General features: G+C 33.1%; 23 protein-coding genes, 6 tRNA genes and 1 pseudogene. All 30 read right to left on the bottom strand.

What is annotated here, in order from left to right:
* Positions 1-509: 509 nt before the first annotated feature.
* The 30 genes and pseudogenes from mnmH to nssR all read right to left on the bottom strand — a co-directional run bounded on the left by mnmH (position 510) and on the right by nssR (position 25,123).
* Positions 510-1,514 carry a tRNA 2-selenouridine(34) synthase MnmH gene (gene mnmH / locus ELQ09_RS07415; RefSeq protein WP_070316539.1) on the bottom strand — a complete coding sequence of 335 codons (1,005 nt, stop codon included), beginning with the start codon at positions 1,512-1,514 and terminating at the stop codon, positions 510-512.
* Positions 1,504-1,989, bottom strand: a complete 486-nt coding sequence (locus tag ELQ09_RS07420; RefSeq protein WP_070316538.1) for an HIT domain-containing protein — start codon at positions 1,987-1,989, stop codon at positions 1,504-1,506. The genes mnmH and ELQ09_RS07420 overlap by 11 nt, the downstream gene beginning before the upstream one ends.
* A gap of 9 nt (positions 1,990-1,998) precedes the next feature.
* Positions 1,999-2,775, bottom strand: coding sequence for an indole-3-glycerol phosphate synthase TrpC (gene trpC / locus ELQ09_RS07425; protein WP_134224949.1), 777 nt, complete (start codon positions 2,773-2,775; stop codon positions 1,999-2,001).
* Positions 2,772-4,049 (bottom strand): ATP-dependent nuclease subunit B, encoded by a 1,278-nt coding sequence (locus ELQ09_RS07430; RefSeq protein ID WP_134224950.1) that lies wholly within the window; start codon positions 4,047-4,049, stop codon positions 2,772-2,774. The genes trpC and ELQ09_RS07430 overlap by 4 nt, the downstream gene beginning before the upstream one ends.
* Positions 4,022-4,396, bottom strand: coding sequence for a YkgJ family cysteine cluster protein (locus ELQ09_RS07435; protein WP_070316536.1), 375 nt, complete (start codon positions 4,394-4,396; stop codon positions 4,022-4,024). Before ELQ09_RS07435 ends, ELQ09_RS07430 begins: the two co-directional genes overlap by 28 nt.
* Positions 4,386-5,087, bottom strand: coding sequence for a tRNA1(Val) (adenine(37)-N6)-methyltransferase (locus ELQ09_RS07440; RefSeq protein ID WP_070316535.1), 702 nt, complete (start codon positions 5,085-5,087; stop codon positions 4,386-4,388). Before ELQ09_RS07440 ends, ELQ09_RS07435 begins: the two co-directional genes overlap by 11 nt.
* Before the next feature lie 5 nt (positions 5,088-5,092).
* On the bottom strand, positions 5,093-5,242 hold the full coding sequence (locus tag ELQ09_RS07445) for a hypothetical protein (protein ID WP_002857548.1): 150 nt from the start codon (positions 5,240-5,242) through the stop codon (positions 5,093-5,095).
* A gap of 17 nt (positions 5,243-5,259) precedes the next feature.
* Positions 5,260-5,336: transfer RNA gene (locus ELQ09_RS07450), tRNA-Arg, on the bottom strand.
* Between the two features lie 28 nt (positions 5,337-5,364).
* Complete coding sequence (gene fusA, locus ELQ09_RS07455; RefSeq protein WP_002779472.1) at positions 5,365-7,440, bottom strand: elongation factor G; 2,076 nt, start codon at positions 7,438-7,440, stop codon at positions 5,365-5,367.
* A gap of 12 nt (positions 7,441-7,452) precedes the next feature.
* On the bottom strand, positions 7,453-7,923 hold the full coding sequence (rpsG, locus tag ELQ09_RS07460; protein ID WP_002779471.1) for a 30S ribosomal protein S7: 471 nt from the start codon (positions 7,921-7,923) through the stop codon (positions 7,453-7,455).
* Between the two features lie 69 nt (positions 7,924-7,992).
* Positions 7,993-8,379, bottom strand: coding sequence for a 30S ribosomal protein S12 (gene rpsL / locus ELQ09_RS07465; protein WP_002782934.1), 387 nt, complete (start codon positions 8,377-8,379; stop codon positions 7,993-7,995).
* A 119-nt stretch (positions 8,380-8,498) separates the two neighbouring features.
* On the bottom strand, positions 8,499-13,052 hold the full coding sequence (gene rpoC, locus ELQ09_RS07470; protein ID WP_070316534.1) for a DNA-directed RNA polymerase subunit beta': 4,554 nt from the start codon (positions 13,050-13,052) through the stop codon (positions 8,499-8,501).
* Positions 13,045-17,181 carry a DNA-directed RNA polymerase subunit beta gene (rpoB, locus tag ELQ09_RS07475; protein WP_072225851.1) on the bottom strand — a complete coding sequence of 1,379 codons (4,137 nt, stop codon included), beginning with the start codon at positions 17,179-17,181 and terminating at the stop codon, positions 13,045-13,047. Before rpoB ends, rpoC begins: the two co-directional genes overlap by 8 nt.
* Positions 17,182-17,289: 108 nt before the next feature.
* Entirely contained in the window at positions 17,290-17,667 is a 378-nt protein-coding gene (rplL, locus tag ELQ09_RS07480; RefSeq protein ID WP_070316533.1) for a 50S ribosomal protein L7/L12, read from the bottom strand.
* A gap of 20 nt (positions 17,668-17,687) precedes the next feature.
* Positions 17,688-18,167, bottom strand: coding sequence for a 50S ribosomal protein L10 (gene rplJ / locus ELQ09_RS07485; RefSeq protein ID WP_002858610.1), 480 nt, complete (start codon positions 18,165-18,167; stop codon positions 17,688-17,690).
* A gap of 151 nt (positions 18,168-18,318) precedes the next feature.
* Positions 18,319-19,020: a 50S ribosomal protein L1 gene (gene rplA / locus ELQ09_RS07490; protein ID WP_002854928.1), complete on the bottom strand. Its 702-nt coding sequence runs from the start codon at positions 19,018-19,020 to the stop codon at positions 18,319-18,321.
* 54 nt (positions 19,021-19,074) lie between these two features.
* On the bottom strand, positions 19,075-19,500 hold the full coding sequence (gene rplK / locus ELQ09_RS07495; RefSeq protein WP_002779452.1) for a 50S ribosomal protein L11: 426 nt from the start codon (positions 19,498-19,500) through the stop codon (positions 19,075-19,077).
* A gap of 25 nt (positions 19,501-19,525) precedes the next feature.
* Positions 19,526-20,059 (bottom strand): transcription termination/antitermination protein NusG, encoded by a 534-nt coding sequence (gene nusG, locus ELQ09_RS07500; RefSeq protein ID WP_002851098.1) that lies wholly within the window; start codon positions 20,057-20,059, stop codon positions 19,526-19,528.
* A gap of 9 nt (positions 20,060-20,068) precedes the next feature.
* Positions 20,069-20,248, bottom strand: coding sequence for a preprotein translocase subunit SecE (gene secE / locus ELQ09_RS07505; RefSeq protein ID WP_002854985.1), 180 nt, complete (start codon positions 20,246-20,248; stop codon positions 20,069-20,071).
* Between the two features lie 18 nt (positions 20,249-20,266).
* Positions 20,267-20,342, bottom strand: a tRNA-Trp gene (locus tag ELQ09_RS07510).
* 12 nt (positions 20,343-20,354) lie between these two features.
* On the bottom strand, positions 20,355-20,513 hold the full coding sequence (rpmG, locus tag ELQ09_RS07515; RefSeq protein ID WP_002793551.1) for a 50S ribosomal protein L33: 159 nt from the start codon (positions 20,511-20,513) through the stop codon (positions 20,355-20,357).
* Positions 20,514-20,565: 52 nt separating this feature from the next.
* On the bottom strand, positions 20,566-21,765 hold the full coding sequence (tuf, locus tag ELQ09_RS07520; protein ID WP_002855271.1) for an elongation factor Tu: 1,200 nt from the start codon (positions 21,763-21,765) through the stop codon (positions 20,566-20,568).
* A 68-nt stretch (positions 21,766-21,833) separates the two neighbouring features.
* Positions 21,834-21,908: transfer RNA gene (locus ELQ09_RS07525), tRNA-Thr, on the bottom strand.
* Positions 21,909-22,012: 104 nt separating this feature from the next.
* A tRNA-Gly gene (locus tag ELQ09_RS07530) sits at positions 22,013-22,089 on the bottom strand.
* Between the two features lie 6 nt (positions 22,090-22,095).
* Positions 22,096-22,181, bottom strand: a tRNA-Tyr gene (locus ELQ09_RS07535).
* A 49-nt stretch (positions 22,182-22,230) separates the two neighbouring features.
* Positions 22,231-22,306: transfer RNA gene (locus ELQ09_RS07540), tRNA-Thr, on the bottom strand.
* Positions 22,307-22,397: 91 nt separating this feature from the next.
* Positions 22,398-23,158 (bottom strand): annotated as a pseudogene (locus ELQ09_RS07545) (amino acid ABC transporter ATP-binding protein).
* A gap of 1 nt (position 23,159) precedes the next feature.
* Complete coding sequence (locus tag ELQ09_RS07550; RefSeq protein WP_070316532.1) at positions 23,160-23,816, bottom strand: amino acid ABC transporter permease; 657 nt, start codon at positions 23,814-23,816, stop codon at positions 23,160-23,162.
* A complete protein-coding gene (locus ELQ09_RS07555) occupies positions 23,809-24,510 on the bottom strand; it encodes an amino acid ABC transporter permease (protein ID WP_002858512.1) in 702 nt (233 codons plus the stop codon). Before ELQ09_RS07555 ends, ELQ09_RS07550 begins: the two co-directional genes overlap by 8 nt.
* Before the next feature lie 16 nt (positions 24,511-24,526).
* The gene (gene nssR / locus ELQ09_RS07560) at positions 24,527-25,123 is read right to left on the bottom strand and encodes a nitrosative stress-sensitive transcriptional regulator NssR (protein ID WP_070316531.1); all 597 of its coding nucleotides are present in this window, start codon (positions 25,121-25,123) and stop codon (positions 24,527-24,529) included.
* Between the last annotated feature and the right edge of the window lie 7 nt (positions 25,124-25,130).

A 25,130-nucleotide genomic window follows, 5' to 3' on the forward strand; every position in this document is an offset into this window, starting at 1 on the left:
TAAGTGGTTGCAAAAGCATTGACACTTAAGAAAGTGACAATAGAAAGTCTAAACCAAAATTCTCTATACCCCCCCCCGTGAAGTTAAAAAGCTTAATAGCTGGCATAGATGTCCTTGGAAAATAAAATTAAAATAACAATGTTTTATAACATCGCAAAAAAACGAGTGCAATTCTAATTAAATTTAGCTTAATTATAAATTAAATTAAAATTTATTATTTTATTCCCATTGAAATATAATATCCATATTTTAAACAAAAAAATAAATACATGATTGGCTTTTAAATACTATAAAAACTACATTTAAAAGCCCTAAATAAAATGATTTATGTAATAAATATTACTTTTATATAAAAATTTAGGGTAAATGAAAAAACAATATCTAAAAGCCTAATTTACAATACTTTGAGAAATTAAAAAATAACAATTTCAAAAATAAAAAAGAAATTTGTGATTTTTTTTATTTTTTTAAAGAAAATAGTATAATTTTTTTGCAAAGTGATAAAAAAATTAAATTAAAATGTAGTTTTTTAGCTTAAAATATCTTAAAATTTCTTCTTTAGCTTTTAAAATATCATCAGTATTTAACTCAAGATCAATCTTATCTGGTTTTTTATAAGTTTTATCATAATACTCCAAAAGCATAACAATAAGCTTTTGCCATTCTTTTCTCTCATAACTTTGAAGCAAATCTTGGCGTAAATTTAAGCTGATATAAGGGCTAATTTTTTGCACACATTGTTGAAATTTTAAAAGAGTCATTTTCTCTTGATAAATTTTTTGTATTCTTTTAATGCGATTTTCCAAAGAACAAAAACAATAAATTTTAAAAGCCTTTTGCATTTTTTCATAAAATTTCAAAGGTAAGATGATATCCCCTATTTTGCGACTTTCGCTTTCTATGAAAGCAAAATTTTCTAAATTTTGCATATTGTGAAAAAGTTCTGCTTCAAAAGCTTTTTGCGTAGGTTGTTTTCCTAAAATATCACCAAAAGACGAGCCTAAATGATTTGCTATTTTTTCCAAATTTATAGCTTGTGGAAGTTGCTCTAAAAGCTCTGTTTTTCCACAGCCTGTATTGCCGCAAAGAGTAAAAAAATCAAAATTTATTTCATTTTCAAAATAATGCGTTACAAAAGTTCTATAAGCTTTAAAGCCACCTTTTAAACGCACCACTCTAAAGCCAAGCTCACTTAAAATCACTGCGATAGACTTTGAACGCAAACCCCCACGAGAACAATAAATCCCCACCTTTTCTCCTATGCGAAAATTTTGGGTGATTTCTAATATATGCTTAGCGGTATTTTGACAAATATAACTCGCACCCCTAGCCTTAGCTAAAGCTTGATTTTTCTTATAAATTGTTCCTATTTCTTGATATTCTTCATCATTGAGTGCATAAAAATTTAAAGCTCCTATCAAATGAGAATGCAAAAATTCTCTAGGGCTTCTTGCATCGATTAAAAGAGAGAAATTTTCTTTTTGAAATTCTGTAAATTCAACTTCACTGAGCATTTTTAAAAGCCAAAACAAGTTTTTGATAAACTTGCTCGATATTAGTGCCACAAACCCTAGTTTCTCCTATGGTTGTGATAAAATTTGTATCTCCTGCCCAGCGTGGCACTAGATGATAATGACAATGAAAAGCTATGCCAGCTCCCGCATCTTTGCTTAAATTCATACCGATATTGACCCCATTTGCATGAATTTGCTCTTTTAAAATTTTCACTCCCAAACGCACAAAATGGCTCATTTCTTGCCAAATTTCATCGCTTAAATTTTCTATATGCTCTTCATGTATATAAGGAATCACCATAAAATGCCCCGCAGAATAAGGATAGCGGTTCATCACTCCAAAACAATGCTTTGCTCTAAAAATCACGCCTAAATCTTCATCACTTTTAATCTTATTAGCACAATCACAAAATGGACAAATGCTTTTTTCTTTTTCAAAATACTCACTCCGCCATGGTGCATACAAATACTGCATTTTCCCTCCTTAAAGCAAAGCTTTTAAAGCCTTTCCTTCATCTTCTTCACGCATAAAATATTCGCCGATTAAAAAAGCATCAACGCCTAAATTTTGTAAATGCCCTAAAAATTCTTTATTTTCTAAACCGCTTTCTGCGATGATGATTTTTGAATTTGGGATTTGTGGGATAAGTTTTTCGCACAAACTCATATCCATAGTAAAATCCTCTAAATTACGATGATTGATACCGATAATATCCGCTCCAGCAAAAATAGCCTTACTCAAATCCTCTTTATCATGAATTTCAACCAAAGCCTCAAGACCTAAATGTCTTGCAAACTCAAGCAGTTTTTTAAGCTCTTTCATGCTTAGCATTTTAGCGATCAGCAATACAAAATCTGCCCCATAAACCAAAGCTTCTAAAATTTGATACTCATCAAAGATAAAATCTTTTCTAAGTAAAGGAATTTGTGTATAACGGCGTATAAGACTTAAGTATTCTAAAGAACCTTTAAAAAAATGTGGCTCAGTCAAAACAGAAATCGCCGCAGCTTTGTTCTTCTCATAATTTAAAGCGATACTCAAAGGATCAAAGTCTTCTCTAATGACTCCCTTGCTAGGACTTGCTTTTTTTACTTCTGCTATGATTTTAACTTCTTTTTCTACTCTTTTTAAAGCTTTAATCACATCTTTTGGAAAGAAAGGATTTGAAGCTAAAGAACGCCCTAACATATCATAAGGAAGTTTTAGTTTGCGTTCTTTTAAATCTTCTTTTGTTTTTTCAAAAATTTTATCCAATATCATGGTTTTACACACGCCTTTATCGCTTTTATATGAGCTTTACTCTCATCAGAATTTGCAAATTCTTTATCATCTAATGTTTGTTTTAAAATTTCCCATGCTTGCTTACAATCGCCTAGTTTATAATACCCCCAAGCTAAAGAATCTAAATAATACAAATTCTGCGGATCTTTTTCTAAGGCAAGTTTCACAAGCTCTATACCTTTTTTAACATCTAAATCATAATCTATAAGCAAATATCCATAGTAGTTTAAATACAAAGCATTGCTATCTTTATCGATAGCCTGTTCGAATTTTTCTTTTACAGAATCAATTACTTTTGGAGTGATTTTTTTAGCTTCATTTGCAGCTTCAAATTCAAAAACTGCCGCTCGTAGAAGATATTCTTTATTTTTTGTTTTATGATAAAGAGCTAAACTCATTTTTTTAGCATCATCAAAGCGTTTTAAATTCTGATACAAAGCGAGTTTAATATCATCATCTAAATCATACTGCAAAGAAATTTTTAAAGCTTCTTCTGTTTTGCCTTGAGAATTTAAAAGCTCAACCAAAGCCAATGCAAAACTTTTATTTTTGGTAAGTTGATAAAGCTCTTTATATATACTTTTTAAAGCTTCGATATTTTTTTCATCAAAATAAATTTTAGCAAGCAAGACGCAAGTTTTGAGAGTGCAACCATTGGTTTTTCTTGAAAATTCTAAAACATTTTTAATATTTAAAGCATCATTCAAAATCGCATAAATTCCTATGAGTTTAAATAAAATTTCTTCATTTTGCACTTGATTATAAGCAGATCTATAGTATTTTGTAGCATTTTTTAAATCATTTTTTTTAACCAAAATATCCCCGTAAAGCTCTAAATTTCTAGGATCACTATCCTTTTTTGTTAAAAGCTCTTTCATAAGTTTTTGAGCATTGTTGATATCATTTGAATTTAAAGCATAAAGAGCACTAAGTCGCTTAAGATTGTCATTTTGATTTAAATAAGGCTTTGCTAGATTATTTAACTCTGCTTGCTTGTCAAGATTGTTTGCTAAAGTAAGTAAAAATGCATTTTCTAAAAAATTAGTATTATTATAATCTTGATAAAGACTTAAAAATTCATCTCTGGCTTCTTTGTATTGTTTATAATACTCATAATTATAAGCCTTCATAACCCTTAAATCAAAATCATTGCTTTTATATTTTGTATAATCAGGATAAACAACATTGATTTTTGAACTTCCACAAGCTGCCAAAAAAAAGGCTGCTAAGACAAATAACAAATACCTATACATTCTTTTTCTAATTCCTTTTGATGTGTTTTAAAATATTCCCAAAATGGAAAAGTTCTGCATTGTTTTGGACGAAAATCGTAGATACTGCAATTTCTTTTTTGAGCATCAAAAAAAATGCAAGCAAAGCCATCTTCAAATTCGACTTCCTTAAAACTCATTTTAAAGCCCACTTTTCTCAAGTATTTTTCAGCAAATTCTTTGCTTTCTAAATTTAAATGCTTTCTTAATGCTTCTAATTCTTCCTTGCTTGCAAAAATATTGCCACTTTCTCCAGTGCAACACTTTCCACCGCATTTCTCACAAGCATTTTCATCAAAAGCATAAGAAAAATTTTTATCAAATATCATAACTTTTTAACCTAAATCTTAAGTGAATTTCTTGCATTTGTTTGCTTAAAATTTCATTTTCATATACAAAAAAAGGAGGTAAAATCTCACAAGGCGATTTTGAACCTTTTTTTACCTGTATCAAAACAAGTCTTGCTTTTTTGTTTTGATGTGTATGTACAAAGCAAAGCTTTGTTATTTTTATTTTCATATCTTTTAAAATAAAACAAATTTCATCTAAAGCTAAAGCTTCATAGCAAAAATACAAAGTACCATTTGGCTTAAGCATAGAATTTGCTTTAGTTAAAAAGCTATGCAAGGGTAAAAATTCCTGAAATTTACTTATAGCTTTATGCCGATCTTCACTCTTGTAAGCTCCTTGTCTATAAAATGGAGGATTGCAAACTATGAAGTCAAATTTTTTTATGCTTTGAAATTGATTGAAATCATCATGAAAAATATCGCCTTGTATTTGGTTGGATTTTAAATTTTTTTCAATCAATTTTATATTTTCTTTTTGAATATCAATCAAAGATAAACTTAAATTTGCAATATTTTTTTTAAGTAAAATACCTATGATACCACAGCCCGCACCTACATCAAAAACAGCGCCTTTAATTCCTTGTTTTAAAATAAAATTAGCTAAAATTAAAGAATCACTATTATAACGATACCCTTGTGATAATTGTGCTAGCGTAATCAAATCTGACATATATTTTAATGCGTTGGAATTTTAATGCGTTTTGGAGGTTGTTCTTTAAATATATTTTGTTCTTTTGTTATATTATTATCTTCTTTAAAATTTACTGGGCTTTGTGCTGTCAAAAAAGAAATTACAAAAGTTATAAAAAAAGCAATTTTTATCATAATAACACCTCATAAAATGGTGTCCACGGCGAGATTCGAACTCACGGCCTCAAAATTAGGAATTTTGCGCTCTATCCTGCTGAGCTACGAGGACAGAAAGCGGGAAAAATCCCGCTAAAAATTTAACCGTTTCTTTTTTTGATGATTTCATCCGCAACATTTTTAGGAACTTCATCATAGTGATCAAATTCCATAGAATAAGTCGCACGACCTTGAGTTTGACTTCTAAGATCAGTAGAATAACCAAACATTTCAGCCAAAGGACAAAATGCTGTGATGATTTTATTTCCACCACGCTCATCCATGCTATTTACTTGACCACGGCGTTTGTTAAGATCTCCAATAACATCACCCATGTAATCTTCAGGAGTTTCTACTTCAACTTTCATCATAGGCTCTAAGATCACAGCACCTGCTTTTCTAGCACCTTCTTTAAAGCCCATAGAAGCAGCAAGTTTAAATGCCATCTCAGATGAATCCACCTCGTGATAACTTCCATCATAAACAGTTACTTTAACATCTTCCACAGGATAACCTGCTAAAACACCATTTTGCAATGCTTCTTGAACACCTTTATCAACTGCAGGAATGTATTCTTTTGGAATTACCCCACCTTTAATATCATTAACAAATTCATATCCACTACCTGGCTCAAGCGGTTCAAGGCGTAAGAATACATGTCCATACTGACCACGACCACCTGATTGTTTAGCGTATTTGTATTCTTGTTCAACAGTTTTTCTAATAGTTTCGCGATAAGCAACTTGTGGTTGACCTACTTCAGCTTCAACTTTAAATTCACGAAGCATTCTATCAACGATAATTTCAAGGTGTAACTCACCCATACCTGAAATGATAGTTTGACCACTTTCTTCATCTGTAGAAACTCTAAAACTTGGATCTTCTTGTGCTAATTTATTTAAAGCAATAGACATTTTTTCTTGATCAGCTTTAGTTTTTGGCTCAACTGCAACAGAAATAACTGGATCTGGAAAATCCATTCTTTCAAGGATTACCTTATCTTTTTCACTTGCAAGAGTATCCCCTGTTAAAGTATCTTTAAGTCCTACAACAGCACCAATTTCGCCTGCGTAAAGCACTTTAATCTCTTCTCTTTTGTTAGAGTGCATTTTTAACAAACGGCCAATTCTTTCTTTTTTATCTTTAGTTGAGTTATATGCATAAGAACCGCTTTCTAAACAACCGCGATAAACACGCACGAAAGTAAGTTGTCCTACAAATGGATCTGTCATGATTTTAAATGCAAGTCCTGCAAACTCGCCATCATCAGTTGATTTTACAGAAACTTCTGTGCCATCTTCATATTCACCCTTGATATTTGCCACTTCATCAGGAGCTGGCAAATAAGCCACAACAGCATCAAGTAAAGGTTGAACCCCTTTATTTTTAAACGCTGTACCGCAAAGCATAGGAACGATGGAAAGACTTAAACATCCTGCTTTAATCCCTGTTTTGATCTCTTCAAGGCTTAATTCTTCTCCGCCTAAATATTTTTCCATCAACTCATCTGAAGTTTCAGAAACTGCTTCTATCATTTTTGTGCGATATTCTTCTGCCTTTTCTTTAAGTTCAGCTGGAATTTCTTTTTCTACATAATCCGTTGGCTTAGTATCATCTTCCCAAACTAAAGCTTTCATAGTTACAAGATCGATTACGCCTTTAAAATTATCCTCAGCACCAATTGGAATTTGAAGTGGAACTGGATTAGCTTTTAAACGGTTGCGAATTTGATCTTCTACATTATAAAAATTTGCACCGATTCTATCCATTTTATTTACAAATACTATTCTTGGAACACCATATTTATTTGCTTGTCTCCAAACTGTTTCACTTTGAGGCTGCACCCCACCCACTGAACAAAATACCGCAACAGCACCATCAAGAACACGCATAGATCTTTCAACTTCAATTGTAAAATCCACGTGGCCTGGAGTGTCAATAAGATTGATTTGATGATCTTTCCAAAAACAAGTTGTAGCCGCAGAAGTGATAGTAATCCCACGCTCTTTCTCTTGTTCCATCCAGTCCATAGTTGCAGCACCATCATGAACTTCACCGATTTTATGACTCATACCAGTAAAGAAAAGAATTCTTTCAGATGTAGTCGTTTTACCCGCATCGATGTGAGCAGCAATACCGATATTTCTAACTTTTTTTAAAGGAGTACTTCTTGACATACACACTCCTTCTTACCAACGATAGTGAGCAAATGCTTTATTTGCTTCAGCCATTTTATAAGTATCTTCTTTCTTCTTAAATGAAGCACCTTTGCTATTTGCTGCATCTAAAAGCTCAGCTGCAAGTTTATCAATCATAGTTCTTTCGCTTCTTTTTCTTGCAAAAGAAATAATCCAACGAATCGCCAAAGCTTGTTGTCTAGCAGGGCGAACTTCTACTGGAACTTGATAGGTTGCACCACCTACACGACGAGATTTCACTTCTAATAAAGGCTTAATATTTTCAATCGCATCATTAAAAATATCAATACCTTTTTTCTCGCCACCTTTTTTATCAATAGCTTCCAAAGCACCATACATAATTGTTGTAGCTGTGCTTTTTTTACCATCATACATTAAAGAATTAATAAATTTTGTGATTACTTTATTACCATAAATCGGATCAGGCAAGACTTCTCTTACCGGAGCTTTTCTTCTTCTCATTATTTTTCCTTCAAATTTTAAATTTTACTCAAACAAAATCAAATCTAACGGATTTGTCTGTATGAATGATTATTTTGCAGCGCCTGCTTTAGGGCGTTTAGCACCATATTTAGAACGAGAAACTGTTCTTTTTGCAACACCTGCTGTATCAAGAGCACCACGAACGATGTGATATTTAACCCCTGGTAAGTCTTTTACCCTACCACCACGCACTAAAACAATGCTGTGTTCTTGCAAGTTATGACCTTCACCGCCGATATAGCTGATCACTTCAAAGCCACTAGTAAGTCTTACTTTGGCAACTTTTCTTAACGCTGAGTTTGGTTTTTTAGGTGTTGTAGTATAAACCCTAGTGCAAACTCCCCTTCTTTGTGGACAATTTTTAAGCGCTGGAGATTTAGATTTTTCTAAAACTTTTTTGCGCTCTTTTCTAACCAATTGATTTATGGTAGGCACAATAATTCCTTTCTTTAAAAATGTAATAAAATTTGGATGATATCTAAATTTTGCTTATATTTTAGTTAAAAAGATTGAAAATGAAGAAATATAGCCCAGAAGGGCTATAAAATAGAGTTTTATTCTTGTTCTTTAAGTTTTAAATTTTGTTCACCATAAAGCCCTGTTCCAACAGGTATCATTCTACCTAGAATAACATTTTCTTTTAAATCTTCTAAGTAGTCAAATTTACCCGCTATACTTGCTTCGGTTAGAACTTTAGTAGTTTCTTGGAATGAAGCTGCAGAAATAACACTATCGCTTCCAATCGCTGCTCTTGTTACACCTAAAAGCACAGGCTCAGCAATAGCAGGTTCTCCACCCATTCTAATGATTCTTTCGTTTTCTTCACGGAATTTACGTCTTGAAACCAAATCACCCTCGATAAATTTCGTATGTCCACTATCTACAACTTTTACTTGTCTTAGCATTTGAGAAACGATAACTTCTATATGTTTATCAGAAATCACAACACCTTGTCCGCGATAAACTTGTTGAATTTCAGAAATCAAATAATAATGCAAGGCTTTTTCACCTAAAATTTTAAGCACATCATGACTTGAAACAACTCCATCTGTAAGTTTTTCACCTGCGTGGATAAACTCGCCATCTCTTACTTGAATGTGTTTTGATTTATCGATTAAATACTCAGCACTTGTACCATCTTCTGCTTGGATAATAATTCTTTCTTTAGAACGCAAAGGTTTATCAAAACGAACAACACCATCAATTTCTGCAATCACAGCCGCATTTTTTGGTTTTCTTGCTTCAAAAAGTTCAGAAACTCTTGGAAGACCTCCTGTAATATCTTTTGATTTAGCTGCTGCTTTTGGAGTTTTTGCTAAAATATCTGCTTGAGCGATTTTATCACCATCATGAACAAAAATAACGGTTTTTGGTTCAAGCTGATAACGCACAGCCTTATCACCTTTTCCTGCAATTACCAAAGTCGGTCTAACTCCGCTTGGTAAATATTCATTAATCACTAAAGAACGCTTACCTGTAGCTTCATCAATTTGCTCATCAGCACTATAACCTGCTTCAATATCCTCAAAGCTTACAACACCATCAATTTCTGCAATGATAGTATTATTATAAGCATCCCATTCTGCAATCACTTTTCTTTCTTTTTTAGGAGCACTTGCAATGATAGTATTTGCATCATCGATTTTTTCACTATCGTTAAATTCTATCTTAGATTCTCTTGGTATATAGTGTCTTTTTGCTTCTCTATCATTTTCATCAGCAATCACTACAAAGAATCCTTTTTCTTTAACAATATCGCCTTTTTTAACATTTTTTACTCTATCTAAACCATCGCCTTTAAGGATATAAAATTTAAGCGTTCCTTTTTCGCCTGCTTTGATATTTTGCACTACAGGCTCACCATCTTCTACTAAAATTTCACTCGCAAAAGGAATACGATTTGGCACATTCCAACCCTCTTTAATCACTTCTACGATACTTTCATTTTCTTCTACTTGCATACCGCTTTGATATGGCAAATAAAGTTTTCCATCTATACTGCCACTTACACCTGCTAATTCATTTGGTTTAGCAAGATCGTATTTTCTTAGTATGTATTTTACTTCTTGTTTTTTATCTTTAATAGAAACAATCACATCTTCATGAATATTTTCTATATTAATCACACCTTTAAATGGAGTTTTGATTTTTGGCTCCACAAGTAAAATCGCCGCATTTCTACGATTTGCTACGATATTTTTACCTTCTTTGTTTTTATAAGTTTTAAGATTATAAAATCTTATAAAACCTTCTTTTTGTGCGCTTACTTGTCTATCTTGTAAATCCGTACTTGCAGTTCCCCCGCTGTGGAAAGTTCTTAGAGTTAGCTGCGTTCCTGGTTCACCGATAGATTGAGCGGAAATAATTCCTACCGCTTCGCCTGGTTTTACCAATTTACCTTCACCAAGATTGATACCATAACATTTTGCACAAATTCCTTTTTTAGCTTTGCAGGTAATAGGAGTGCGGATATTGACACTTTTTATACCGCTTTCTCCAAGAATTTTTGCTTTTTCCTCATCCATTAAAGTACCTTCTGCAAAAAGCACAGAATTTGTAATAGGATCGATCACATCTTCAGCTAAAACCCTGCCTAAAATTCTTTCTTCTAAAGTTTCTATAATAGAGCTATCTGCGGTAATTTCATTGATTTCAACACCCTCATGCGTTCCACAATCTTCAATGGTAATTTTTACATTTTGTGCAACATCGATAAGTTTTCTTGTCAAATAACCCGCATTTGCTGTTTTAAGAGCGGTATCTGCAAGACCTTTTCTAGCACCGTGAGTTGAAATAAAGTATTCAAGAACATTTAGCCCTTCACGGAAATTCGAAATAATAGGAGTTTCGATAATAGAACCATCAGGTTTAGTCATAAGTCCTCTCATTGCAGCAAGCTGAGAAATTTGAGCCGCACTACCCCTAGCACCAGAATCTGCCATCATATAAATAGAGTTAAAGCCTTCTTTATCTTTTTCTACAAGCTTCATCATCTCTTTTGAAAGGACATTGTTTGTACTTTTCCAAATATCAATGATTTTATTGTATCTTTCCCCTGAAGTAATCAAACCAAGATTATAAGAATTTTGAATTTCTCTTACTTGTTTTTTTGCTTCATCGATAGCTTTTTGCTTGTCATTAGGAACAATAATATCTGCAATCGAAATTGAAATACCTGCTTTAGTTGCATACTCAAAACCTAAATTTTTAAGTCTATCCAAGAAACTTGCTGTAATCTCTAAACCACCTTGTTTATAAACATAATCCACAAGCGCGGCAATGTCTTTTTTCTTTAAAACTTTATTCCAGCTATTTTCAGGCACAAAATGAGGTAAAATGGATTTAATAATCAATCTTCCTGCTGTAGTGGTAATCTTTCTACCATCTACCATAGTTTGTATACTCGCATGAATATCCAAACACTTGCTTTCAAGTGCCATCATCACTTCATCAATGCCTGTGCAAATTTTATGCGAACCTTTAGCACCGGCTTTTTCCAATGAAAGATAATAAATTCCTAAAACCATATCTTGCGATGGAACGGTTACAGACTTACCACTTGCTGGCAAAAGAATATTCATTGATGAAAGCATGAGCACTTTACATTCTGCAATAGCCTCTTGAGAAAGTGGCACATGCACCGCCATTTGATCCCCATCAAAGTCTGCGTTAAATGCTGCACAAACTAAAGGATGAAGTTGTATAGCCTTACCTTCCACTAAAACAGGATGAAAAGCTTGAATAGAAAGTTTATGTAAAGTAGGCGCACGGTTTAGCATAACAGGATGCCCTTTTACTACCTCTTCTAAACATTCCCAAACTTCATTGGTTTTGTTTTCTATCATTTTTTTAGCTTGTTTTACTGTGGTTGCATAACCTTTTTCTTCAAGCTTAGCTAAAAGATGTGGCTTAAAGAGCTCTAAAGCCATTTTTTTAGGTAAACCACATTGATCCATTCTAAGTTTTGGACCCACAACAATAACACTACGACCTGAGAAATCCACCCTCTTACCTAATAAGTTTTGTCTGAAACGTCCTTGTTTACCTTTAATAATTTCACTTAAAGATTTCAATGGGCGTTTATTTGCTCCCTTTACAGCATTAGCACGACGACCGTTGTCAAAAAGTGCATCAACAGCCTCTTGAAGCATTCTTTTTTCATTTCTTATAATGATTTCCGGTGCATCAAGTTCTATAAGTTTTTTAAGACGTGTATTTCTATTGATAACGCGACGATATAAGTCATTCACATCAGAAACTGCAAATTTCCCACCATCTAAAGCCACTAAAGGACGCAAATCTGGCGGTAAAACTGGAAGATTTGTAATCATCATCCATTCAGGACGATTTGGTACGGCTTCATCGCTATCGGTATTGGCATTTAAATTTGAATTTAAGAAATTTTCTACAACTTTTAAGCGTTTAATGATAGTTTTTTTCTTAGCCTCTGAATTTGTAGCCGCCATTTCTTCTTTAAGCTGATTTAAAAGTGCTACAAGATCTAAATTTGCAAGTAAATCACGAACAACTTCTCCACCCATTCTTGCTTTAAAGCCACTATTTTCATAGCGTTGCATTAAATTTTGATATTGCTCTTCGTTTAAAACATCACAATATTCTACTTTTTTGGTGCTTTCATTATCATAGAAAGCATCGCCTGGGTTTTCAACGATATAAGCTTCATAATAAAGCACACGCTCAAGATCTTTCATCTTAACACCCAAAAGCGTTCCTATACGACTTGGAAGAGAATTAACATACCAAATATGAGCCACAGGAGTTACAAGCTCGATATGTCCCATTCTAGAACGACGCACTTTTGAATTTGCTACTTCAACACCACATTTTTCGCACTTAACGCCTTTAAAACGCATTTTTTTATACTTACCACAAAGACATTCATAATCTCTTATAGGTCCAAAAATCTTTGCGCAAAAAAGCCCATCTCTTTCAGGCTTTAAGGTTCTATAATTGATAGTTTCTGGTTTTTTTACTTCTCCATAAGACCATGATTTGATTTTTTCAGGACTTGCAAGTCTTAGTTGAAACGCTTCAAAATCCCTAGGTCTTGCATCTTCTTTGATTTCTATTACTTTAAATTTACTCATTATCTTCATCCTTATCAAAAATCTCAACATCTAGAGCAAGAGATTTAAGCTCATTGGTTAATACAAAAAATGTTTCAGGAATTCCTGTTGCTGGAACATTTTCACCTTTTGTCAATGCTTTATAAGCACTAAATCTACCTTCTACATCGTCTGATTTGATAGTTAACATTTCTCTTAAAGTATGAGCTGCTCCATAAGCTTCAAGTGCCCAAACTTCCATCTCCCCAAATCTTTGTCCCCCAAAGAGTGCTTTACCACCCACAGGTTGTTGGGTAACTAAGCTGTAAGGTCCTGTACTTCTTGCGTGAACTTTCTCATCAACTAAGTGGTGGAGTTTTAGCATATACATACATCCCACATGAACACGCTCTGCGATTTTCTCACCCGTACGTCCATCATAAAGTTCTGTTTTGCCGTCCATATCTATCTTGGCCATTTCAAAAAGCTTGCTAAATTCTTCTATATTTACACCTTCAAAAACAGGAGTAGCAAATTTAACTCCTTTACTCCAGTCTCTAGCATAGTTTAAAAGCTCTTCATCGCTTAAGCTTTTAATAAATTCTTTTTCGCTTGCAAGTCTTGGAATAGAACAAATTTCAAGCATTTTTGCTCTTAATTCTTTAAGAAAATCTTTTTGCTTTCTGTCAAAAATTTCTTGAATTTGATCCCCAAGTCTAAGTCCAATTAAACCCAAATGGCTTTCTAAAATTTGGCCTATATTCATACGACTTGGAACGCCAAGTGGATTAAGTGCAATATCCACACTTTTACCATTTGGTAAATAAGGCATATCCACTTCAGGAACTATGGTTGAGACTATACCTTTGTTTCCATGGCGCCCTGCCATTTTATCACCGACTTTAAGCTTTCTCTTTGTAGCAATATAAACTTTAACAAGCTTAATTACCCCACTTGGTAAAATATCATCTTTTTCTAAAATTTCAAGCTTTTCATCGTGTTCTGCTTTTAATTTTTTCTTCTCATTTTGGAAATGATTTTTTAAATCATCGTATTCTTTTTGAATCTCTTTAGAATAAGCTTTAATCAAAGTTGTTAAAGTAAAACGATTGATTTTTTCAAGTTCGCTAATATCTGCGGTTTGTCCTTTTTTATAATTTTTATCTCCAATTTTTTGATCGCTATTTAAAGGGGCTTTCGAAAGAAGAGCGCAAACACGAAGCATTTCTTCTCTATCCATCATCAAAAGTCTATCATGATGTTCTTTTTCTAAAGCCATTTTTTCCTTATCATAAGATTTTATTGCACGATCATCTTTTTCATAGCCTTTTTTAGTGAAAATTTTAACATCCACAACAACACCCTCTAAAGAAGCGGTTGCATAAAGGGATTTATTCACAACATGTCCTGCTTTTTCTCCAAAAATCGCTCTTAAAAGTCTTTCTTCAGGAGTTGGTTTAACCTCACCTTTTGGAGAAACCTTACCCACCAAAATCATACCTGGTTTGATATGGGTACCAATTTTTGCAATACCGCTCTCATCAAGATGCGCAACATCTTCTTCTTTTACATTTGGAATATCTTTGGTAATTTCTTCTATACCGTCTTTTAGTTCTCTTGCTTCAATTTCTTTTTCATAAATGTGCACGCTTGTAAAGGTATCTTCACGAATAATTCTCTCACTTACAACTATAGCATCCTCATAGTTATAACCATTCCAAGGCATAAAAGCGATTAAAGCATTTTTACCTATAGCAAGTTCGCCTTGATCCATAGAAGGACCATCTGCGATAATTTGTCCTGCTTTTACTATATCACCTTTTTTAACAATAGGATGTTGAATATAATTTGTATTTTGATTGGTTCTTAAATTTTTCTCCATAGTATAATGGTCAATAAATGGACCTTTATCATCTTCACCTAAAATGAAAATACTTTTATTATCCACTTTCTCAACCACACCGCCACGCTTTGCTTTAACAGCTTCCCAAGCATCACGCGCAATAATTTGTTCCATACCTGTTCCTACTATCGGAGCTGAAGCAGTAAGAAGTGGCACAGCTTGACGTTGCATGTTTGAACCCATTAGTGCCCTGTTTGCATCATCGTGCTCTAAAAACGGAATCAAAGAAGCCGCAACCCCAACAACCATACCTGAGCAAAGATCGATTAATTGCACTTCTTCGCGTCTTGCAAGTATAGTTTCACCATCTTGTCTAGCCTCAACAAATTCTTCTACTATATTGCCTTTAGCATCAACCTTAGTTGAAGCTGGTGCGATAAATAAGCCTTCTTCTTGTGTTGCTGTAAGATAAACAACTTCATTAGTCACTTTACCATTTACAACTTTTCTATATGGCGCTTCAACAAAGCCAAGTTCATTTACTTTTGCATAAGTAGAAAGAGTGTTAATCAAACCAATATTTTGACCTTCAGGTGTTTCAACTGGACAAATTCTACCATAATGTGTCGCGTGAACATCACGCACTTCAAAACCTGCTCTTTCTTTTACAAGCCCACCTTCACCAAGCGCTGACAAACGACGCTTATGAGTAACCTCACTTAAAGGGTTGGTTTGATCCATAAATTGCGAAAGCTGACCTCCTGTAAAAAATTCAATGATAGTTGTAGTAATCATTTTAGGATTGATTAAATCATAAGGCATTACTTTATCAAGATCCGCATTTAAAGAAGTAAATTTATCTCTGATCGCCTTTTGCATTTTTGCAAGACCTAAATGAAGCTCATTGGCTAAAAGTTCACCTATAGAACGGATACGACGATTTCCCAAATGATCTCTATCATCAATATGTCCTTTACCATTTTTTACTTTAATTAAATATTTTGCAGTTTTAATAATATCTTCATTAGTCAAAACAGTAACATACTCAGGCACTTCAAGACCTAACTTATGGTTCATTTTCATACGACCTACCTTGGTAAGATCGTATCTTTCAGGATTGAAGAATAAATCATTTACAAAAGCCTTCGCTGCATCTTTTACCACAGGTTCACCTGGGCGCATAACTTTGTAAATTCTAATCGCAGCTAAATCATTTTCATCATCGATATTTTCACTTTGTTTAAGAAGTTTTAGAGTTTCTCCATCTTGAGCAAAGGAGTTAATAATCGCTGCATCAACGCCATTAGCCAAGTCATTTGCTATATCAAAACTTTTTTGCTCTTTAATCTTAGCAAGCTTACTCTCATCTAACAAAGTTAAAGAATCAAATAAAACCTCTCCACTTTCTTTATCAATAATAGGATTTGCTAAATAACGATTAAGTAAAATTTCTACAGGATATTCTATCCATTTTAAACCGTCTTTAATAAGCTGTTCTGCTTTTTTCTTTGTAAGTCTTTTTCCAGCTTGATGAACGATTTTTCCTTTTTCATCTTTAATATCATATTCTATTCTATCCATAAAATCATTTGGATTAAATTCTGTTAAAAATTTATCTTTTTTCACATGTATAGTCTGAATAGGATAAAACAACTTAATAATATCTTGTTTTTTATACCCTAAAGCTCTAAAAAGCATAGTTACAGGAACTTTTCTACGCTTATTGATTCTTACATACAGAACATCTTTGGCATCGTATTCAAAATAAAGCCACGAACCACGATCAGGAATAATTTGTGCTGTATAAACAAGCTTATTTGCAACCGTTGAACTTTCTTCTTCTTTAAAAATAACACCAGGGCTTCTATGTAATTGATTTACAACCACCCTCTCAACCCCATTAATGATAAAAGATACACGATCTGTCATTAAAGGAATTTCGCGGATATAAATTTCTTGTTCTTTAATATCTTTTACTCCAACTTTTTCCCCTGTTTTTTCATCTTTTTCATGCAGAGTAAGACGGATTTTCATTTTTAAATTTACAGAATAAGTCAAACCTCTTTCCATGCATTCGCGAATGGTATATTTTGGCTTGCCTATTTCACTACTAACATATTCAAGACTCAATCTATTTTGCGGATCATGAATAGGAAAAATTGATTTAAAAACTTTTTCTATACCACTTTCACCATTATCAAGATTTAAAAAATAATCAAAACTCTTTTTTTGTAATTGTAGAAGATTTGGGATTTCTATTTGTTTTGAAATGTTTGAGAAGTCTACTCTTAAACGATTTCCTAATTTATTATCTAACATATCGCACATACCTCATGGTAAATTTTGTAAATTTAAAAAAGAAGACCTAAAAATTAGGTAAAAATAAAAAAAGAAGACTTGCCTTGGCAAATCTTCTTCTAACTTTAAAGCTTAAAATTACTTAAGTTCTACTTTAGCACCAGCTTCTTCAAGTTGTTTTTTAGCTTCCTCAGCTTCAGCTTTAGCCACACCTTCTTTTAGAGTTGAAGGAGTTTGCTCAACTGCATCTTTTGCTTCTTTAAGACCAAGGCCTGTAAGAGCACGAACGATTTTAATAACTTCAATCTTTTTAGCACCGCCATCAGTTAAAACGATATCAAATTCAGTTTTTTCTTCAGCAGCAGCTGCAGCACCACCAGCTGCAGCACCACCAGTCACCATTACAGGAGCAGCAGACACACCAAATTTTTCTTCAAATTCTTTTACAAGTTCTGATAACTCAAGAACACTTAAATTTGAAATATATTCTAATACATCTTCTTTAGAAATTGCCATTTTTTATCCTTTTATTTAATTTATTCAGATTCTTTTTTATTTTTAAGCGCATTTAAACCTATTGTGAAATTGGTAATTGGCGCATTCCAAACTTGCAAAAGCATAGCAAGCAACTCATTGCGTGAAGGCATTTTAGCAAGAGCTTTAACCTTAGCAACATCTGCAACTTCGCCTTCAATATGAGCTGTTTTGATTTCAAATTTATCGTTATTTTCTTCAAATTTAGCAGCTACTTTTGAAACACTTAGCTGATCTTCGCCCCAAAGATAAATATTTGTATCTTTAAGAACTAGACCTGTTTTACCGGAATTGTTAAGAGCAATGTTAGCCAAAGTATTTTTAACAATTTGAACTTTTACATTGTTTTCTCTTGCATTATTTCTAAGCTCTTCTAGTTTTTTTGTGCTAAGACCTCTGTAATTACAAACTACAATAGCTTCACTAGCTTTAAAACCTTCTTCAAGTTTAGCAATAATCTCAACTTTTTCGCTTCTAGTCACATTTTCTCCTTTCCGATTGAGATTTCAAGTAGAGTGGAAATCCAATTAAGCTTACGCCTCGACTATCTTCAATCTAAAATAAACATCTCAAAAAATCAAAAATTTTTTCAAATGTTTATTTTAAAACAAAAGAGTTGCAAAAAAGCAACTCTTATTTCATATCAAGCAATTCTTGTGTTTCAAGCTTTACAGAAGGGCTCATTGTCAAAGATAAAGCCGCATTTTTAATATATCTACCTTTAGCTGCGGCAGGTTTATGTTTGTTGATTGCCTTTACAAAAGTGCTAACATTGTCCCATAATTGTTCTTTGGAAAAACTTACTTTACCAAGACCTGCATGGATATTTCCTTGCTTATCAACACGGAAATTTACCTGACCACTTTTTGCATTATTAACTGCTTGAGCAACATCCATAGTCACTGTTCCGGTTTTAGGATTTGGCATTAAACCTTTTGGGCCTAAAATTCTACCAACTTTACCAACAAGTCCCATTAAATTTGGAGTAGCAATCAAAACATCAAAATTCATATTACCTTTTTGAATTTCTTCTACTAAATCATCGCTACCCACAATATCTGCACCAGCATTTTTCGCTTCATCAGCTTTTGCGTCTTTTGCAATTACAGCAACACGAACTTTTTTACCCGTTCCAGCAGGTAAAACAACAGATCCTCTTACCATTTGATCTGCATGTCTTGGATCAACATTGAGTTTTAAAGCAATTTCTACAGTCTCATCAAATTTAGCAGACTTTAAAGTCTTTATTGTATCAATTGCATCGCTTAAAGCATACTCTTTATTTGAATCAATTTTTTGTGATAATTCTTTTAATCTTTTTGCTATCTTAGCCATTTATTTTCTCCGCATTTTAAAGTGCTACCGCCTTTTACCTTGGCGGTGAAAGGATTAATCTACGATTTCAACACCCATAGAACGAGCTGAACCTGCAATAATTTTAGCAGCTTGATCTCTATCTTTAGTATTTAAATCTGCAATTTTCTTATCTACTATTTCTAAAACTTGAGCACGAGTTAATTTGCCAACCTTATTTTTAAGTGGATTATCCGTACCTTTAGAAATTCCAGCTGCTTTTTTGATCAAATCCGTAGCTGGCGGTTGTTTTGTAATAAAAGTAAAACTTTTATCTGCATAAACAGTGATAACAACAGGGATATTAAAACCTGCCATATCTTTTGTTCTTTCATTAAAAGCCTTACAAAACTCCATAATATTAACACCTTGCTGACCCAAAGCAGGGCCAACAGGTGGTGATGGGTTTGCTTTTGTGGCAGCAATTTGCAATTTAATTTCGCCTACGACTTTTTTAGCCATAACAAATCTCCTTACTTGATATAAATTAAATTATTTTCTCAACTTGAGAATATAAGATCTCCACTGGAGTTGAGCGTCCAAAAATAGAAACATTTAATTTTAATAAACCACGAACCATATCATACTCTTCTACAATTGCAGTAAAGTTTGCAAATGGCCCTTCTGTGATTCTCACATTTTCCCCTTCTTCAAAAGAAATTTTTGGTTTAGGCGCTGCACGATTGTGAACTTTTTCCAAAATCAAATTAATATCTTTTTCTGTTAAAGGGGTTGGCTTTTTGGATTCTCCAATAAAACGACCAACCTTTGGAAGAGATTGAATGCGATGCCAAAGCTCTGTATTTAAATCAAGAAGTGCAAAAACGTATCCTGAATACAAACTTCTTTCGCTAATCTTCTCCTTTCCATTCTTAAATTCAATAACATCTTCAGTTGGAACAACAATTTCTTTAAGTTGTTCTTCAATTCCGTTATCTTTTACTAAATTTTCAATGGCTCTTTTAACTGCCATTTCACTGCCAGCATAAGTTTGAATTGCATACCATTTATGAGTACTCATTTACTCTCCTTATACGATCGCAGAAACAATAGAGGACATAAGCCAATCCACTAACGCCAAAAACAAAGAAATCACCGCAACAACCACAAAAACTGTAATATAGGCATTTCTTACCTGTTCTTTTAAAGGAAAAATTACTTTCCTTAATTCGGCTTTTGATAATTTAAAATAAGTTATTAATTTTTCCATTTATTTAAACCTTAATTATGGCAGGGCAAGAGGGATTCGAACCCCCAACCATCGGATTTGGAATCCGGCGCTCTACCGTTGGAGCTATTGCCCTAAGGGCGCAAGCTTAACTTTTTAGCTTAACTTCTTTGTGAAGTGTATGTTTTTTTAATCTTGGGCAATATTTTTTTAATTCTAATTTTTCAGTAGTATTTTTACTATTTTTATAGGTGCTATAATTAATATCACCACATTCTTCACACTTTAAACCAACTTTAATTCTCATTTTAATTTTCCTTAAAAAATTAAAGCCAAGCTTTTAACTTGGCTTTATTAAATTATTTAATAATTTTAGAAACAACACCTGAACCAACAGTTTTACCACCTTCACGAATAGCAAAACGAGTTCCTTCTTCAAGTGCTACTGGAGCGATCAAGCTTACAGTAATTCTCACATTTTCACCTGGCATAACCATTTCAACACCATCAGCTAATTTAATCGAACCTGTAACATCAGTTGTTCTTACATAAAACTGTGGTCTATAGTTGTTAAAGAATGGAGTATGTCTACCACCTTCATCTTTATTCAAGATATAAACTTCAGCTTCAAAGTCAGTGTGTGGAGTAATTGATTTTGGTTTAGCAAGAACCATACCACGGATAACTTCTTCTTTTTTAGTACCACGAAGAAGAACACCTACGTTATCTCCTGCTTCGCCTTGATCCATTTCTTTTCTGAACATTTCAACACCTGTTACAGTTGTTGTTTGAGTATCTTTAATACCAACGATTTCGATAGTATCACCTACTTTTACAACACCTTTTTCAATTCTACCTGTAACAACAGTACCACGACCTGAAATTGAGAAAACATCTTCAATTGGCATCAAGAAGTCTTTTTCAGTATCACGAGTTGGAGTTGGAATATAGCTATCAACTGCAGCCATAAGATCCATAATTTTTGCTGACCATTCACCATCTTGTCCAGCTTTAGCTTCTTCAAGAGCTTTTAAAGCAGAACCAGAAATAATAGGTGTATCATCGCCTGGGAAATCATAAGAGCTTAATAATTCTCTAATTTCCATTTCAACTAACTCTAAAAGTTCAGCATCATCAACCATATCTGCTTTATTCATAAAAACAACAATATATGGAACGCCTACTTGACGAGAAAGAAGAATATGTTCTCTAGTTTGTGGCATAGGACCATCTGCAGCAGAAACAACCAAGATCGCTCCATCCATTTGTGCAGCACCTGTAATCATGTTTTTAACATAATCTGCGTGACCTGGGCAGTCAACGTGTGCATAGTGACGATTGTCTGTTTCATATTCAATATGAGAAGTAGCAATAGTAATACCACGCTCTTTTTCTTCTGGAGCATTATCGATATTATCATAATCTTTAAGCTCTGCTAAACCTCTTCTAGAAAGAACAGCAGAAATAGCAGCTGTTAAAGTAGTTTTACCATGGTCAACGTGACCAATAGTACCAATATTTACGTGTGGCTTATTACGTGAAAATTTTTCTTTAGCCATTTTTTTCCTCCGTATAAAAAATAAATTGAGCAAAGCAAGTCTTATATCTATATAATTTTTTCAATTCATGGAGCTCATAGCGGGAATTGAACCCGCGACCTCTCCCTTACCAAGGGAGTGCTCTACCTCTGAGCCATACGAGCGCTCAGAAAAATTATACACAATAACAGACAACAAAAACTCTTAAATGGGATATATACTGTAAGTTAAAGGTTTTAAAATACAGCTCCCAGTTCTTTTAAATTATTGGAGCGGGAAACGGGACTCGAACCCGCGACCCTCAGCTTGGAAGGCTGATGCTCTAGCCAACTGAGCTACTCCCGCAAAGCATGGTGGTGAGTCGTGGATTCGAACCACGGAAGGCGAAAGCCAGCAGATTTACAGTCTGCCCTCGTTGGCCACTTGAGTAACTCACCATAAAAATATTGCTTTTTCAATATTCTGGTCAAACACTGCTAAAATAAATGGAGCTGGTTAAGGGACTTGAACCCCCGACCTGCTGCTTACAAGGCAGCTGCTCTACCAACTGAGCTAAACCAGCAAAAATAAAAGTGAGATTATAACTCAAAAAAAAATTTTTGTCAAGACTTTTTTAGTTTTTCTATAAAATTTTAGTCTTGTAAAGTTTATTATCATAAACCAATATTATTTTTATCTATTTATGATAATCAAACAAATTTAAAAATTTCTTTGCTCTTTCGCTTTTTGGATTTTCAAAAAAACTTTTAGGATCATTTTCTTCGATGATTTTTCCTTCATTCATAAAAATGATTTTATCTGCTACAGCTTTAGCAAAACCCATTTCATGGGTAACAATAAGCATAGTCATACCCTCTTTTGCAAGATTTAACATCACTTCTAAAACTTCTCTAACAATCTCAGGATCCAGTGCTGCTGTAACCTCATCAAAAAGCATTAACTCAGGATTCATACATAAACTTCTTACTATGGCAATTCTTTGCTTTTGTCCTCCGCTAAGCTCTCTTGGATAAGCATGAATTTTATGCAAAAGCCCCACCTTTTCAAGCCAAATTTTAGCCTCTTTTAAAACCTCATCTTTCTTTCTTTTTTGCACTTTCATAGGCCCTAAAAGTATATTTTCTTCAACACTTAAATGCTCAAAAAGCTCATAAGATTGAAAAACCATACCAACTTTTTGACGCATTCTTGGCCATTCTTTAAAATCTTTATCTATTTTCTCATTATCAATATAAATATTACCACTTGCAATCTCTTCAAGCCCATTAATACAACGCAAAAGCGTAGATTTTCCACATCCGCTAGGACCTAAAATCACCACAACTTCTTTAGCCTTAACTTCTAAATTAATATCTTTTAAGGCGTGATGCGAACCATAATACTTTTGTAAATTTTCTATTTTTAGTATGCTCATTTTAGCTCCATTTTTTCTCTAATTTTCTTGAATATAAAGTGATGGGATAACAAAGTATAAAAAAGATAAAAAAAATCAAACCATAAATAACAAAAGGTGCAAAATCATTTCTATTATGAAATTCTATAATTTGTTGCCCTACTTTTACAAGCTCTACCGCACCGATTAAATAAGCAAAGGTTGTACTTTTAATCATGCGAGTAAGTAAATTCATGCTCATAGGAGTTAAACGACGCATAGCTTGTGGAATAATAATATAAACAAAACTTTGCACCGTATTTAAACCTAAAGATGATGCACTTTCATACTGATGTTTTGGAATACTCTGCAAGGAAACACGCACCAAATCCATCATCTCAAAACAACCCCAAATGCTAAAAACAATAATAGCTGCACTTACAGAACTCAAATCCCACCCAAACCATCTAGGAAAACCAAAATACACCACAAAAAGCCATACCAAAAGTGGCATAACACGCACAAATTCTAAACCTAAACGACAAAAAGCATAGATATAGGTATTTTTAAAACTCATTAAAATTCCCAAAAACAACCCACCTATCGAAGTAATAATAATGCTGATAAATGAAATTTCAAGAGTGACAAAAAGCCCTTGCCAGAGTCTTAAAAGCGTATCAGTATTTAAAAATTCAAGCATGAAGCAACCTTTTTTCAAACTTTAGCAAAATAAAAGACAAAGGCAAAATAATGCATAAATATCCCATAAACAACAAAAACAATAGCTCATCTGTCTTATAGGTTAAGGAATTTAAACTCTTCATTAAATTCACCAAATCTGGCAAGGCAATAATGCTAACAACTGAAGTTTCTTTGATTAAAAATATAATATTAGCACTAATACTTGGCATAGAAATAGCCAAAGCTTGCGGCAAAATCACATAACGCAAATTTCCAAATTTTGAAAAACCCAAAGAAAGTCCCGCTTCAAACTGCTGTTTTCTTATGGCTTCAAATCCCGCTCTTAAACTTTCAGCCATATAAGAACCTCCTAAAAAACTAAGTCCTACTATAGCACAAGCAAAAGAAGGCCTTAAAGTTTCTTCTACGCTTAAGCAAATCAAATCAAGCGGTGGAATTTGCTCTAAATGTATATTAAATTTAGGTAAAGCATAATATAAGAAAAAAAGTTGAATTAATAAAGGCGTATTTCTTGAAAACTCTATATAAAGCTTGCAAATATTTTCTAAAATTTTTATTTTAAAATAACTCATTAAAATACAAAACAAACCTATTATCAAAGAAAAAATAATTCCAAAAAAGCTTAGTTTTATCGTAAGCCAAGCAGCCGTTAAAAAAGCAGGAGCTTGAGCTAATATAAAATCAAAATCCATTCTCTACCTTAAATTTTTACCAAAGTTCTTTCATGATCATATCTTTATTTAAAATTTCAATTCTACCTTTTTTTGTATCAATAAGTTCTGAAATTTTAAGTTCTTTTAACACTCGAGATAAAGATTGTGCTCTAACATTTAAATCAATTGCAATTTGTTTTTGTGAAATTGTATCTAAATTTTTTTCATTTTCCAAAAGATACTTTAATAATCTCGTCCTTAAATCTAATGCATTTTGAGATAATTTCTTTTCTAAAATTTTGATTTTATCAAAAAGTGAGCTGATAAGTAAAAAATTAAATTCTTTATTTTCACTGCATAAATTTTGAAAATTAATAAAATCAATTTCCAAAATTTCTCCATCTTCTTCAAAGACAGCATTAGCAGGATAATTTAATTTTTTAAAAGCAGGCATTTCTGCTATAAAATTTGGAGGATTAAAATAATGCAAAGTAATTTCTTTATCACTTGATGTACTTTTATAAATGCGTATTTTTCCCTTGAGTAAAATAAAAAAATTTTTAGCCTCTTCGCCTTCATAAAATAAAATACTATTTTTTTGAAATTTTTTTAATTTTCCTACACTAGATAAAAGTTCTAAATAGTCTTTCATTATATAC

It is taken from the genome of Campylobacter sp. CH186, from assembly GCF_004378925.1.
GTDB classification, from domain to species: domain Bacteria; phylum Campylobacterota; class Campylobacteria; order Campylobacterales; family Campylobacteraceae; genus Campylobacter_D; species Campylobacter_D jejuni.